Origin of the sequence: Pseudomonas gingeri, assembly GCF_013385425.1 — a bacterium.
Classification (GTDB): Bacteria; Pseudomonadota; Gammaproteobacteria; order Pseudomonadales; family Pseudomonadaceae; genus Aquipseudomonas; species Aquipseudomonas gingeri_D.
In genome coordinates, this window is the sequence record NZ_JACAQA010000011.1 from 31,267 (window position 1) to 45,120 (window position 13,854).

Sequence of the window (13,854 nt, forward strand, 5' to 3'; positions counted from 1 at the left end):
GGGGTGCCTTCAGCGACCGAGGTAGACCTCTATCACTCGTTCGTTTTCCTGCACCTGCTCCAGCGAACCTTCGGCCAGCACGCTGCCCTGGTGCAGCACGGTGACATGGTCGGCAATCGCGCCGACAAAACCCATGTCGTGCTCCACCACCATCAGCGAATGCTTGCCGGCCAGGCTCTTGAACAGCTCGGCGGTGAACTCGGTCTCGGCATCGGTCATGCCCGCCACCGGTTCGTCGAGCAGCAACAGTTGCGGGTCCTGCACCAGCAACATGCCGATCTCCAGGAACTGCTTCTGGCCATGGGACAACAAACCGGCCGGGCGATTGACCGAGCCGGTCAGGCGAATGGTTTCCAGGACCTGGGCAATCCCGTCCTTCTGCTCACCGCTCAAACGCGCCCGCAGGCTGGCCCATACCGATTTGTCGGTCTTCTGCGCCAGCTCCAGGTTCTCGAACACCGTCAACGCCTCGAACACCGTCGGCTTCTGGAACTTGCGGCCGATCCCGGCCTGGGCGATCTGCACTTCGCTCATCGCCGACAGGTCGAGGGTTTCGCCGAACCAGGCCTTGCCATGGCTGGGGCGGGTCTTGCCGGTGATCACGTCCATCAGGGTGGTCTTGCCCGCGCCATTGGGGCCGATGATGCAGCGCAGTTCGCCGACGCCGATATACAGGTTCAGGTTGTTCAGGGCCTTGAAACCGTCGAAGCTGACGCTGATGTCTTCCAGGGTCAGGATGGTGCCGTGGCGGGTGTCCAGGCCGTCGCCCTTGGCCTGGCCGAGACCCAGGGCGTCACGGCTGCTGCCGGCATCCTTGTTGGGTTCGAGGATCGGTTCGAGCATGAATTCGGCGGTCGCGGTGACTCTCATTGTTCGCCCCTTTTCTTCAGCAGCCCGATCACGCCCTTGGGCAGGTACAGGGTCACGACGATAAACAGTGCGCCGAGGAAGAACAGCCAGTACTCAGGGAAGGCCACGGTGAACCAGCTCTTCATGCCGTTGACCATGCCCGCGCCGAGCAGCGGGCCGATCAGGCTGCCGCGCCCGCCCAGGGCCACCCACACGGCGGCCTCGATGGAGTTGGTCGGCGACATTTCGCTGGGGTTGATGATCCCCACCTGCGGCACATACAGCGCCCCGGCCAGGCCGCACAACACGGCGCTCAAGACCCAGACGAAGAGCTTGAAGCCACGGGGATCGTAGCCGCAGAACATCAGCCGGTTTTCCGCATCGCGCAGCGCCGTCAGCACCCGCCCGAACTTGCTCCTGGCCAGGCGCCAGCCGCTGTAGAGGCTGGTCACCAGCAAGACCACGGTGGCGAAGAACAGCACCGCGCGGGTGCCCGGTTCGGTGATGCCGAAACCGAGGATGCTGCGGAAGTTGGTAAAGCCGTTGTTGCCGCCGAAGCCGGTTTCGTTGCGGAAGAACAGCAGCATCCCGGCGAAGGTCAGGGCCTGGGTCATGATCGAGAAGTACACGCCCTTGATCCGCGAGCGGAAGGCGAAGAAGCCGAACACCAGCGCCAGCAGCCCCGGCGCCAGCACCACCAGGCACAGGGCCCAGAGAAAGTGGCTGGTGCCGGTCCAGTACCAGGGTAGTTCGGTCCAGGACAGGAAGGTCATGAACGCCGGCAGCTCGTCGCCGGACGCCTGGCGCATCAGGTACATGCCCATGGCATAGCCGCCGAGGGCGAAGAACAGGCCGTGGCCGAGGGACAGCAGGCCGGCATAACCCCAGACCAGGTCCAGGGCCAGGGCGACGATGGCGTAGCAGAGAATCTTGCCCACCAGGGTCAGGGTGTAGGCCGAGACGTGGAACAGGTTCTCCGGCGGCAGCAGCGACAGCAGCGGCAAGGCCAGCAGCAGCGCCAGCACGATCGCACCGACGGCAATCGTCAGGCCGGGCCCGGCTTTTTGGCTCGCGGTGAGCATCAGGGGCTGGTTCATCAGTCGATCACCCGTCCTTTCAGTGCGAAGAGTCCTTGCGGGCGTTTCTGGATAAACAGAATGATCAGCGCGAGGATCAGGATCTTGCCCAGCACCGCACCGATCTGCGGTTCGAGGATCTTGTTGGCGATGCCCAGGCCGAAGGCGGCCATGACGCTGCCGGCCAACTGGCCGACCCCGCCAAGCACCACCACCAGGAAGGAGTCGATGATGTAGCTCTGGCCCAGGTCCGGGCCGACGTTGCCGATCTGGCTCAGGGCGACGCCGCCCAAACCGGCGATCCCGGAGCCGAGGCCGAAGGCGAGCATGTCCACCCGTCCGGTGGGCACGCCGCAGCAGGCGGCCATATTGCGGTTCTGGGTGACGGCGCGGACGTTCAGGCCCAGGCGGGTCTTGTTCAACAGCAGCCAGGTGAGGACCACCACGAACAGCGCGAAGGCGATGATCACCAGGCGGTTGTAGGGCAGGACCAGATTGGGCAGCACCTGGATGCCGCCGGAAAGCCAGGCCGGGTTGGCCACCTCGACGTTCTGCGCACCGAATACCAGGCGGACCAACTGGATCAGCATCAGGCTGATACCCCAGGTGGCAAGCAGGGTTTCCAGTGGGCGCCCGTAGAGATGGCGGATGATCGTGCGTTCCAGGGCCATGCCGATCCCGGCGGTGACGAAGAACGCCACCGGCAGGGCCACCAGCGGGTAGAACTCGATGGCCTGGGGCAGGAAACGCTGGAACAGCAACTGCACGACATAGGTGGCGTAGGCGCCGAGCATCAGCATTTCGCCGTGGGCCATATTGATCACCCCGAGCAGGCCGAAGGTGATCGCCAGGCCGAGGGCCGCCAGCAGCAGGATCGAACCGAGGGACAGGCCGCTGAAGGCCTGGCCGAGCCATTCGCCGATCATCAGCTTGCGTTTGACTTGCGCCAGGCTGGTTTCGGCGGCGGTGTGCACGCCGGCGTCGGCTTCGACCCCGGGTTGCAGCAGGCCTTCGAGGCGGGTGCGGGCCAGCGGGTCGCCGCTCTCGCCGAGCAGGCGCACGGCGGCGAGGCGGACGGCCGGGTCGTTGTCGACCAATTGCAGATTGGCCAGGGCCAGGCTCAGGGCGGCGTGGACATCGGTGTTGGTTTCGCCGGCCAGTTGTTGGTCGAGGAATTTCAGTTGCGCCGGCTTGGCGCTTTTTTGCAGTTGCTGGGCGGCGGCCAGGCGCACCTTGGCATCGGCGGCGAGCAGTTGCTGGGCGGCGACGGCGGTGTCGATAAGGCCGCGCAGGCGGTTGTTCAGGTGCAGGGTCTTGGTTTCGCCATTGAGGGTCAACTGGCCGCTTTGCAGGGCGTCGATCAGCTCGATGCGTGCCGGTTCCGGGTGCGCGGCCCAGGTTTCCAGCAGGGCGGCCTGTTGGCTGGAGTCGGCGGCGACGAAGTCTTCGGCGTCCCCGGCGTGGGCGGCCATCGGCAACAGCAGTGCCAGGGCGAGGAGAAAGCGGTATAGGGCAGTGGGCATAGCAATGGCCTTGCATAAGACCTTGTAGGAGCCGGCTTGCCGGCGATGAGGCCCGCAAGTCTTGTATCGACCGTCCGGCCGCCATCGCCGGCAAGCCGGCTCCTACAAGGGGATTGGGGCGGCCCGCGAATACCTGCCGGGCCGACCGTCAGCGATTACTCAGTTGCTCTTCACCGCATAATCCGGCTTCTTGTCGTTGCCCGGGATAAACGGGCTCCACGGCTGGGCACGGATCGGGCCCTTGGTCTGCCAGACCACGTTGAACTGACCGTCGGCCTGGATCTCGCCGATCATCACCGGCTTGTGCAGGTGATGGTTGGTCGGGTCCATGGTCAGGGTGTAGCCCGACGGTGCGGCGAAGGTCTGGCCGGCCAGGGCTGCACGGACCTTGTCGACATCGGTGGACTTGGCTTTTTCCGCCGCCTGGGCCCACATGTGGATGCCGACATAGGTGGCTTCCATCGGGTCGTTGGTCACGGCCTTGTCGGCGCCCGGGAGGTTTTTCTTCTTGGTGTAGGCTTTCCAGTCGGCGACGAATTTCTTGTTCACCGGGTTATCCACCGACTCGAAGTAGTTCCACGCCGCCAGGTTGCCCACCAGTGGTTTGGTGTCGATGCCGCGCAGTTCTTCCTCGCCCACGGAGAAGGCCACCACCGGTACGTCGGTGGCTTTCAGGCCCTGGTTGGCCAGTTCCTTATAGAACGGCACGTTGGAGTCGCCATTGACGGTGGAGATGACGGCCGTCTTGCCGCCGGCGGAGAACTTCTTGATGTTGGCGACGATGGTCTGGTAGTCGGCGTGGCCGAACGGGGTGTAGACCTCTTCGATATCCTTGTCCGCGACGCCTTTGGAATGCAGGAACGAACGCAGGATCTTGTTGGTGGTGCGCGGGTAGACATAGTCGGTGCCGAGCAGGAAGAAGCGCTTGGCCGCGCCGCCGTCTTCGCTCATCAGGTATTCCACCGCCGGGATCGCCTGCTGGTTCGGCGCGGCGCCGGTGTAGAAGACGTTCGGCGACATTTCCTCGCCTTCATACTGCACCGGGTAGAACAGCAGGCCGTTGAGTTCCTCGAACACTGGCAATACCGATTTGCGCGACACCGAGGTCCAGCAGCCGAACACCACGGCGACCTTGTCCTGGGTCAGCAACTGCCGGCTTTTTTCGGCGAACAGCGGCCAGTTGGACGCCGGGTCGACCACCACTGGTTCGAGCATCTTGCCGTTGACCCCGCCCTTGGCGTTGATCTCGTCGATGGTCATCAGCGCCATGTCTTTGAGCGAGGTTTCGGAGATGGCCATGGTGCCGGACAGCGAATGCAGGATGCCGACCTTGATGGTCTCGGCGGCCTGGACGGTCCAGGTCATGCCCATGGCGGCAATGGATGCCGTCAGTGTGAAAGCCTTGATCAAGCTACGACGCTTCATTGGTGCGATCTCCAGATGTTCAAAGTTTTTTTGGTTGGCAGATGCAGACACTGAAGGGGCTTTTGCAAAGGCTGTGCCCAGTCGGGGAAAGGCACTAAACAGTCGTGTTTGAGCGGTACTGGTCTGAACAGTCGCACCAAGCGGGGGCGACATCGGCGTTGCGGTGCGCGGGGAGTGCCAGATTGGTGCTGATACCGTCTTCGCGACGGTCCGGGGCCCCGACAAGTTCTGCTCCTACAGTGTCAGTGTCGAGCAACTATATTTGTGAACGACGCAGAACCTGCAGGAGCAGAGCTTGCTCGCGAAGAGGCCCTCACCGGCGCCGCATCAGCCCGATAAAAAACAACCCGCCAATGGCCGCCGTGGCCACCCCGATCGGCAGATCTTCCGGGGCGATCAGGGTCCGCGCCGCGACATCGACCCAGACCAGGAACAGGCTCCCCAGCAGAGCCGACACCGGTAGCAGGCGCCGGTGTTCCGCGCCCACCAGGTAGCGGGCGATATGCGGCACCATCAGGCCGACAAAACCGATGGAGCCGCTGATGGAAACCAGCACGCCGGTCATCAGCGAGGCGATCAGGAATACCTTCAGGCGCACATTGCGCGCACTCAGGCCGAGGGTCACGGCAGTCTGCTCGCCGGCCATCAGGGCATTCAACGGCCGGGCCATGCTCACCAGCAGCACCAACCCCAGGAGCACGCTCGCCGCCGGGATCGGCAGCAGCTCCCAACGCGCCAGGCCGAGGCCGCCAAGCATCCAGAACAGCACCGCGGAGCTGGCCCGATGATCGCCGAGAAACAGCAGCAGGTTGGCCAGCGCCATCATCACGAAGGACACCGCGACCCCGCACAGCAGCAGCCGGTCGCTCTCCAGCCGACCGTTGCGACTGGCGATGGCGAGCACCGCCAGCATACTGGCCAGGGCACCGATAAAGGCGGCGATGGGCAAGGTCAGCAGGCCGACGATCTCGCCCACATGCAGGACCACGATCACCGCGCCGAGAGTCGCCCCGGAGGTCACCCCGAGCAGGTGCGGGTCGGCCAGGGGATTGCGCGTGACCGCCTGCAAGACCGCGCCGATCAACGCCAGCCCGGCGCCCACCAGCACGCCGAGGAGCATGCGCGGTACGCGGATCAGCCAGACGATATGCTCCTGCCCGGCGCTCCAGTTCACCTCGCCCAGGCCCAGCGCCTTATAGGAGAGAATCCGCCACACGACATCCACCGGCACCCGCGCCGGGCCGAAGCCCAGCGAGAGGACGCAGGACAGCAGCAACAAGGCGCCGAGGGCGGCCAGCAACGAGCCATAGCGGCGATTCATCATTGCGGGTGGAAGGCCTTGGCGAGGGTTTCGATGGCCTTGACGTTATCGATGCCCGGCGTCGCCTCGACATAAGGGATGACCACGAAGCGCTTGTTGCGGATAGCGTCCACCGACTGCAGCGCCGGGTTGGTTTCCAGGAAGTGCTGCTTCTGCTCGGCGGTGACTTCGCTGTAGTCGACGATCACGATCACCTGGGGATTTTTCTCCACCACGCTTTCCCAGTTGACCCGGGTCCAGCTGGCATCGACGTCGTCGAGGACGTTGCGCCCGCCAGCGGCTTCGATCAGCGCCTGGGGCATGGCCAGGCGGCCGGAGGTCATGGCGCGGTCTTCGCCGCTGTCATAGAGGAACACTCGTGGACGGTCGGCCGGCAGGGTTTTCTGCACCGTGGCCACCCGCGCCCGCATCTCGCCGATCAGGGCATTGGCGCGGTCCTGCACGTCGAAGATCTTGCCCAGGTTGCGCAGGTCGTTGTAGGTGTCGTCGAGGCTGGCACCCGCGCGTTTCATCACGAAGGCACAGGACTCGGTCAGCTCGTAGACGTTGATGCCCAGGGGCGTCAGTGTCGCCGGGGTGAGGGCGCCGCCGACCGTCATGCCGTAATCCCAGCCGGCGAAGAAGAAATCGACGTTGGCATTGAGCAGGGTTTCCACCGACGGGTACTTGGCCGCCAGTTCGGGCAGGCCGTCGAGGGTTTTCGCCATTTCCGGGGTGACTGATTTCCAGCCGCTGATCCCGCTATAGCCGACCATGCGTGGCTTGAGGCCGAGGGCGAGCATCATCTGGGTCATGTTGATGTCATGGCTGACCGCGTGTTTCGGCGCCTCCTTGAAGGTCACCTCGCGGTTGCAGCTCTGGACCGTCAGCGGGTAGTGCGTCGATTCGGCCAGGGCGGCCATGGACGTGAACAGTGAACCGAGGCAGAGCGCCAGGTGCCGTAGCTTCATGGTTGGGTTATCCAGGTGATTCGCGGGTAGCCGGAGAGTGGGTGGGTATCGATCAGCGCTTCGACGCCGAAGACTTCCCGCAGCAGCTCGACGGTCAGGACCTCGGCGGGTGTGCCGCTGGCGACGATGCGCCCGTGCTGGAGCACATACAGCCGGTCGCAGAAGGCCGCGGCGAGGTTGAGGTCGTGGATGCTCGCCAGGGTGCCGATCTTCAGTTGCCTGACCAGGCGCAACAGTTCCAACTGGAAGCGCGGGTCGAGGTGGTTGGTCGGTTCGTCGAGGATCAGCAGTTGCGGTTGCTGGGCCAGGGCGCGGGCGAGGATCACGCGTTGTTTTTCACCACCGGAGAGGGTGGCGAAGGCGTGCTCTTCGAAGCCCTGCATACCTACTGATTCAATGGATTGACGAATCAGTCGGCGGTCGGCCTCGGTGTCGCCGTCGAAGAGTTTCTTGTGTGGGGTGCGGCCCATGGCGACCACTTCGGCAACGGTCAGGCCAAAGGCATCGGGGAATTCCTGGAGCACCACGGCGATGCGCTGGGCGCACCAGCGTGGCGATTGTTTCCAGACGTTCTGGTGTGCGAGCAGGACCTCGCCGTGTCCCGGTTGGCTGAAGCGGTAGGCGCAACGCAGCAGGCTGGTCTTGCCGCTGCCGTTGGGACCGATCAGGCCGACGAACTCACCGGCCGCCACCCGCAGGTTGGCATCACGCAGTTGGAACTGGTGTTGGCAGCGGTCATGGCCGGGAGGTACCCAGGCGAGGTCGGTGAGGGTCAGCGAGGTCATTCGTTACTCATTGTTGTTGCACTCGGTTCTGTCTTTAAAAGGTGTAGTCCGCCGTCACAAAGACCGACCGCGGCTGCCCCATGATCCATTGCTGGCCGTCATTGTATTGGCTCAGGGCGTATTGGCGATCGAACAAGTTGTTCAATTGCAGACCCAGCGTTGTATTGCGCAAGGCTTTCCACGAGACATTGGCGTCCACCACGGTATAGCTCGGCAGCTCGACGGTATTGGCCAGGTCGGCGTAACGCGCATCCACATAACGTACGCCCGCCCCGGCGCGCACGTCATCGGTGATCGCCTTGCTCAGCCAGAGGTTGGCGGTGCGACGCGGGACATCCGTAGGGCGGTTGCCCGCGTAGGAGACGACGGCGTTACCGACGTTTTGGTCGAAATCATCGTATTGAGCCCGGACAATCGACGCATTGGCCTGCAACTGCCAGTCGTGGGCCAACTTCAGGTCGAGACTGGCTTCCAGTCCGTCGGACGATTGTTGCCCCACTTGCAGTTGGTTCTGTGAGTTGGTCGGGTCGACGGTGAGCAGCTTCTTTTTAACGATGTGGTAGGCCGCCAGGGTCCATTCGCCGCGCTGGTCCCAGAATATCTGCTTGAGACCCAGTTCGCTCTGCTTGGCTGTGGACAGGCCGAATTGCTGGTTGCCCGGGCTCAGTGAGATCAGGCCATTGAGGCCATCAGTGCTGGTGGAGTACTGACCGTACAAGGACGTGTCTGGCGTCAGGGCATAGACCAGACCGACCTTCCAGTTGTTACCGGTCAGGGATTTTTCGGTTTGGCTGCCATTGACCAGGTTGTCACGCTCCAGATGCACATAATCGCGACGCACCCCGGTTACCAACGACCACTGCTCATTCAGCTGGGTGCGGTTTTCCGCGAAAATCGAGAACTGGCGTGTCGTGCTCTTGTACTGGTCACGGTATGGGTCGGCGCTTTCAAAGACCCCGGGGGGCGGATTGCTGATGTCGATGGGCTGGCCATCGGGCAACACATCGTTGTACGGCGAGTTGCTGGTGTCCTTGAAACGGATGCGGTTGACGTCCACGCCCGTCAGGGTCTGGCTGTCGAGGCCGAACAGACTGTGCTTGAAGGTGAAGGTCTGGCGGTCGCCTACCTGTTCCTCGTTGTGCCCGATGCTCAGGAAACTCTGCCGCAGCAACTGCTGGCTGGCGGGGTCGAAATTGTAGTTTTCGGCGTTCTGCCAGCGACGCTGGGCCTTGAGGTAATACAGCTCGTTGCTGGAACTGACGGTATCGGAGATCTGCCAGTCGGTGCGCAGGCGCGTCCACTGGTCGTTGTAGTGCAGCTTGTCGTCGCCGACGTTGTAGTTCTTGAAGCGCAGGTTTTCCTGGTAGTGGCCGTTGATCAGCGGCACGCCGAAATAATCGGTGGGCTCCTGGTCGCCGTAGTCGCTGGAGAGGGTGAACACCAGGTCATCGTTGGCCTGCCAGCGCAAGGCGCCGCTGAAGAAGTTGCTGCTCGATTCGCCACGGTCGACCCAGCCGTTGCTGCTCAGGCGATTGAGATTGAGGCGATAGCTGAGGGTATCCGTCAGCGAACCGCCGCTGTCCAGGGCTTCTTGCTGACTGCCGTAGGAGCCATAGCCCAGGCGCACATGGTTTTCGATCTCGCCTTCGAACGGCTTTTTCGGAAGGGTGTTGATCACCGCGCCGGTGGCCCCTTCGCCATACAGTACCGATGCCGGCCCACGCAGCACATCGACGCGCTCCACCGACCAGGTGTCCACCGGGAAGGTCACGGTGCCGGCACCAGCGTACATCCGGGTGCCGTCATACAACTGCATCACCGAGTTCTGCCCGGTAAAGCCCCGCGCCTGCAACGAAGTGCCGCCATCCCCCGGGTTGCCGGTACGGCTGATCCCGGCGCTGCGCGATGCGGCATCCTGCACACTCATATCGCCGCGCTGGCGAATCTGTTCACCGCTCAGGCTGTCGGTGCTTGCGGGGGTTTCCAGTGCCGTCAGGCCCAGACGTGAGCCGGCGGTGGTCGGGGTCTTCAGGTCGATGCGCTCGTCGTCGACGGCGGGTGCGGTAATGGTGCCGGTGGGCAGGGTCAGGGTGCCGTCGGCCTGGGCGTGGTTCAACGCCAGCAGGCAGAGGCCGGGCAAGAGGTACTTGTTCATCGGGACAGGGAGTCGCTTATCTTCAGAGGCGATACCCGCAGCCAGGGACTGCGAGTAGGGATGTTGCATATTGTTATACTATAACAATATGCAATTGCAACATATTCTCGTCAAAAGTCTACAGACTCCTCTGGAATGCGCCTCTCAACCTGTTCAGGTTGAAGATGAGGCCGATTCAGGTTGGCCCTTGAGACGCGACAGCAGCGCCCAATCCAGCAGCCAGACGACGATCAGCGAGACCCCGACCAGGGGAAACAGGATCGCCAGGGCGAACATGATCACCAGGGCGGTTTTCCAGCGTGGCAGGTCGTGGCGCAGCGGCGGTACACCGAGGCCACCTTGCGGACGACGCTTCCACCACATCACCACGCCGCTGACGGCACTGAGCAGGATCATCAGGCACACCAGCAACATGACCAGCTGGTTGATCGTCCCGAACAGCTTGCCTTCATGGAGCATCACGCCCATTTCCGTGGCCCGGGCGACATTGCCGTAGTGCTGCCAGCGCACATCGGCCAGGACCCTGCCGTTGTACTGGTCGACATGCAGGGTGGCATCGTTGCGCGGGTCGTCGGCGAACACGGCGATGGTGAACACGCCTTCGGCGGTGGTCGGCAGGGTGATGCTGTAGCCGGGTTCGACCTGGCGCGTGGCGGCGATGTCCACCACCTGTTGCAGGCTGATGCCCGGTGCTGCCGGGCCGCTTGAGGTGGCGCCGTGGTTCATGTGTTCGGCATGGTCGCCGGACATCGGCATCGGCGTGTTTTCCAGGGCCCAGGGCACGGTCTGGCGGGTCGCGTCGTTGAGGCTGCGGGCCTTGAGGTCGGACTTGGGCATGTTGTTCCACATGGCATCGGGAAATCTGTTCCAGACCTCGGCGTACTGCTTGCCCCAGACCCCGGTCCAGGTCATGCCGCTGAGCAGCATGAACAGCAGCAGCCCGGCGCCCCAGAACCCAGTGACGGCGTGCAGGTCGCGCCAGACGATGCGTCCGCGCTGGCTCAGGCGTGGCCAGAGCACGCCGGCACTGGAACGGCCCCGTGGCCACCAGAGATAGAGGCCGGACACCACCAGCATCACGCCCCAGCCGGCGGCCAGTTCCACCAGGCGATCGCCGAGGGTGCCGATCATCAGTTCGCCGTGCAGGGCGCGGGCGACGGCTTGCAGATTGAGCTTGGCATCCTGCTCGCCGAGTATGTTGCCGCGATAGGGGTCGAGGAACACGTTGAGCTCGCGACCGTCGCGAATCAGCACGAACTGAGCGCTGCGTTCGGCGTTGATCGGCGGCAGGTACTGTTTGATCAGCACCTGTGGATAAGCCATCTCGATGCGGCGCATCTGATCGTCGGCGTTGAGGCGGTGATGACCGGCCTGGACCGTCATCAGGTCGCTGTACAACAGCGGGTCGAGTTGCGGTTTGAACAGGTAGATGATCCCGGTCAGGGCCAGCAGGACCATGAACGGCGCAACGAACAGCCCGGCATAGAAATGCCAGCGCCAGGCCAGGTTGTAGAAGGAGATTTTAGGTTGGCTCATCAGGAGCGCTCCGCAAGGTATCAGTCATTGGATAGACGGTGACAGTGCGGCGAGCGGGCTTGTCAGGACGCCGCTCGCCAAAGTTACGGTTAGAAACTCATATCCACCTTGGTCCAGAACGTGCGCCCCGGTTCGTTGATGGCTTGCGGGTCATTGGCCGGGTAGCCGAACCCGGCGTTGCCCGCCAGGTTCAGGTGCTCGGCGTATGCCTTGTTGAACAGGTTGTCGACGCCGCTGCTGATCTTCACGTGGCTGTTGATCCGATAGGCGCCGTTGAGGGAGAACACGCCGAAGCCGGCGCTTTTGGAAAAGTCCTTGCCGACCACATTGCCCTCGTTCAGATCGATGCGGTTCTGTCGCGCAACCACTCGCCATAGACCTCCGGCACTCCAGTTGTCGCGGCTATAGGTGAGGCCCAGGCGGGTGTCCAGGGGCGGCATCTGCGGCAGTGCCTTGCCGTCGCTGGTGTTCTTGCCCCAGGCATAGGCCAGGCTGGCATCGGCTTTCCAGTTGGTCGTCAGCCGATAGGCCGCGCCGAGCTCGCCGCCCATTATCCGCGCGTCGATATTGCGCGCCTGGGAGGTCGTGCCCATCATTCCCGGCTGGTAGTTGAACAGGATAAAGTCGCGCACCTGGCCGACATAGCCCGAGGCCCAGGCCTCCAGGTCCTCGGTCTTGTACTGCAGGCCGACATCCAGCTGGGTGGTCTTCTCCGGCTTGATGGCATCGAAGGCGTTGAGCGAACCACTCGGGCCCTGGTTGGGGGAGAACAGTTCCCAGTAGTCCGGGAAACGTTCGGCGTGACCGAGGCCGGCGTACAGCGTGGTCGGGCTGTCGGCCAGGTCATGCTCGTAGCGCATGAAGCCACTGGGCAGACTGTCTGCACGGGTCTGGCCGGCGGTCGGATTGGGCTGGGCGCTCATCCCGGAACCGATGCGCTGGCGAAAGTCCTTGGCCGAGGCGCGGTCCAGCCGCGCGCCGCTGATCAGGCGGTCACGCTCGGCGGCGTACCAGGTCAGTTCGCCGAAGACGCCGTAGTTGTGGAACTCGGCATCCCGGTTGCGTGGCAGGCTCTCGTAAGTGTCGATGCCCATGCTGCTGCGCTGGCGGTGTTCGTCGGTTTGCCCATCAAGGCCGCCGATCAGTTGCCAGTCGGCCCAGCGCCAGGTGGCCTTGAGTCGCGCGCCGAGGGTGCGGCGGTCGACATTGGAGGCCATGGGGCCGGCCATCATCCCGGTGCCGGAGGGTTGGCGCAGGCTGTAGTTGTCCATCACATGGTCGGCGTAGTTGTAGTAGACCTGGGCCTCGAGCTTGTCGAGCACTTCGCCGAGGTTCGACCTTTCAAAACGCAGGCCGAGGCTTTCGCGCTTGAACTGCGAACCGTCCATGCCGCGCCCGGCGTAGCGGGCTTCACCGTCGCCCTTGCCGGCGGTCAGTTCCAGCAGGGTGTCGGCATCCGGCGTCCAGCCCAGGGCGACGTCGCCGTTCCACTTGTCGTAGCGCGAGGGCACGCGGTCGCCATTGCCGTCCTTGTAGTCGCCCGCACGGGCCTGGTTGCCGATCGCCCGGACATAGCCCGACGGACCGCCAGCGGCGGCATCGACCACTTTGTCGAAACGCCCGTTGGAGCCGGCCAGCACGCTGGCGTTGACCCGCGTGCCGAGTTCGCCGAAGTGCTCCGGCTCACGGTCGAAGAGGATGGTCCCGGCCGAGGCGCCGGGGCCCCAGAGCACGGTTTGCGGTCCCTTGATCACCGTCAGCTTGTCGTAGGTTTCCGGGGAAATGTAGGAGGTCGGTGCGTCCATCCGCCCCGGGCAGGCGCCGAGCATCTGGCCGCCATTGGTGAGGATATTCAGCCGCGAGCCGAACATGCCGCGCAGCACCGGGTCGCCGTTGGTGCCGCCGTTGCGTATCAGGGCAAAGCCGGGGATGGTCTTGAGGTAGTCGCCGCCGTCACTGGCGGGGACCGGCTGGCGCGGGTCCTTGGGGTCGGTGATCACCGTCAGCGGCGAGCTGGGGGCGATGGCGGTAATGACTGTCGGGGCGATTTCCCGGGCGGATTCCTCTGGCGCGTCGGCGGCGAAGACGGCAGGGGCGAGCAGGGCGCCGCACATCAGCGCGGTGCCCTGGCGCAGGCGGGCGCGGGCCTCGTTCAGGGCGAACGGGGAAGACGCCCGGGCAGCGCGCAGGCGAGTGTTTGCAGTGGACATAAGCGTTCCATCATTCAAGCGAAT

Annotated in this window: 10 protein-coding genes; all 10 read right to left on the bottom strand. The window is 63.9% G+C overall.

Features of this window, described 5'->3' with window-relative positions:
• Positions 1-9 precede the first annotated feature (9 nt).
• Complete coding sequence (urtD, locus tag HX830_RS16550) at positions 10-870, bottom strand: urea ABC transporter ATP-binding protein UrtD (RefSeq protein WP_103495227.1); 861 nt, start codon at positions 868-870, stop codon at positions 10-12.
• Positions 867-1,946, bottom strand: coding sequence for an urea ABC transporter permease subunit UrtC (gene urtC, locus HX830_RS16555; RefSeq protein WP_103495226.1), 1,080 nt, complete (start codon positions 1,944-1,946; stop codon positions 867-869). Before urtC ends, urtD begins: the two co-directional genes overlap by 4 nt.
• Positions 1,946-3,448 carry an urea ABC transporter permease subunit UrtB gene (gene urtB, locus HX830_RS16560; RefSeq protein WP_177101278.1) on the bottom strand — a complete coding sequence of 501 codons (1,503 nt, stop codon included), beginning with the start codon at positions 3,446-3,448 and terminating at the stop codon, positions 1,946-1,948. The genes urtC and urtB overlap by 1 nt, the downstream gene beginning before the upstream one ends.
• A gap of 159 nt (positions 3,449-3,607) precedes the next feature.
• Entirely contained in the window at positions 3,608-4,873 is a 1,266-nt protein-coding gene (gene urtA / locus HX830_RS16565; protein WP_177101280.1) for an urea ABC transporter substrate-binding protein, read from the bottom strand.
• 313 nt (positions 4,874-5,186) lie between these two features.
• Complete coding sequence (locus HX830_RS16570; protein ID WP_152741568.1) at positions 5,187-6,197, bottom strand: FecCD family ABC transporter permease; 1,011 nt, start codon at positions 6,195-6,197, stop codon at positions 5,187-5,189.
• Positions 6,194-7,144, bottom strand: a complete 951-nt coding sequence (locus tag HX830_RS16575) for an ABC transporter substrate-binding protein (protein ID WP_177101282.1) — start codon at positions 7,142-7,144, stop codon at positions 6,194-6,196. The genes HX830_RS16570 and HX830_RS16575 overlap by 4 nt, the downstream gene beginning before the upstream one ends.
• The gene (locus HX830_RS16580; RefSeq protein ID WP_177101284.1) at positions 7,141-7,929 is read right to left on the bottom strand and encodes an ABC transporter ATP-binding protein; all 789 of its coding nucleotides are present in this window, start codon (positions 7,927-7,929) and stop codon (positions 7,141-7,143) included. The genes HX830_RS16575 and HX830_RS16580 overlap by 4 nt, the downstream gene beginning before the upstream one ends.
• 34 nt (positions 7,930-7,963) lie before the next feature.
• Positions 7,964-10,084, bottom strand: a complete 2,121-nt coding sequence (locus tag HX830_RS16585; protein ID WP_177101286.1) for a TonB-dependent receptor — start codon at positions 10,082-10,084, stop codon at positions 7,964-7,966.
• A 153-nt stretch (positions 10,085-10,237) separates the two neighbouring features.
• Positions 10,238-11,620 carry a PepSY-associated TM helix domain-containing protein gene (locus HX830_RS16590; protein WP_177101288.1) on the bottom strand — a complete coding sequence of 461 codons (1,383 nt, stop codon included), beginning with the start codon at positions 11,618-11,620 and terminating at the stop codon, positions 10,238-10,240.
• An 89-nt stretch (positions 11,621-11,709) separates the two neighbouring features.
• Complete coding sequence (locus HX830_RS16595; protein WP_177101290.1) at positions 11,710-13,830, bottom strand: TonB-dependent copper receptor; 2,121 nt, start codon at positions 13,828-13,830, stop codon at positions 11,710-11,712.
• Between the last annotated feature and the right edge of the window lie 24 nt (positions 13,831-13,854).

What these genes read in the sequence shown, in the direction of transcription:
- urtD (WP_103495227.1), bottom strand. Translation starts at nt 870, where the DNA reads ATGAGAGTCACCGCGACCGCCGAATTCATGCTCGAACCGATCCTCGAA.
- urtC (WP_103495226.1), bottom strand. Translation starts at nt 1,946, where the DNA reads ATGAACCAGCCCCTGATGCTCACCGCGAGCCAAAAAGCCGGGCCCGGC.
- urtB (WP_177101278.1), bottom strand. Translation starts at nt 3,448, where the DNA reads ATGCCCACTGCCCTATACCGCTTTCTCCTCGCCCTGGCACTGCTGTTG.
- urtA (WP_177101280.1), bottom strand. Translation starts at nt 4,873, where the DNA reads ATGAAGCGTCGTAGCTTGATCAAGGCTTTCACACTGACGGCATCCATT.
- HX830_RS16570 (WP_152741568.1), bottom strand. Translation starts at nt 6,197, where the DNA reads ATGATGAATCGCCGCTATGGCTCGTTGCTGGCCGCCCTCGGCGCCTTG.
- HX830_RS16575 (WP_177101282.1), bottom strand. Translation starts at nt 7,144, where the DNA reads ATGAAGCTACGGCACCTGGCGCTCTGCCTCGGTTCACTGTTCACGTCC.
- HX830_RS16580 (WP_177101284.1), bottom strand. Translation starts at nt 7,929, where the DNA reads ATGACCTCGCTGACCCTCACCGACCTCGCCTGGGTACCTCCCGGCCAT.
- HX830_RS16585 (WP_177101286.1), bottom strand. Translation starts at nt 10,084, where the DNA reads ATGAACAAGTACCTCTTGCCCGGCCTCTGCCTGCTGGCGTTGAACCAC.
- HX830_RS16590 (WP_177101288.1), bottom strand. Translation starts at nt 11,620, where the DNA reads ATGAGCCAACCTAAAATCTCCTTCTACAACCTGGCCTGGCGCTGGCAT.
- HX830_RS16595 (WP_177101290.1), bottom strand. Translation starts at nt 13,830, where the DNA reads ATGTCCACTGCAAACACTCGCCTGCGCGCTGCCCGGGCGTCTTCCCCG.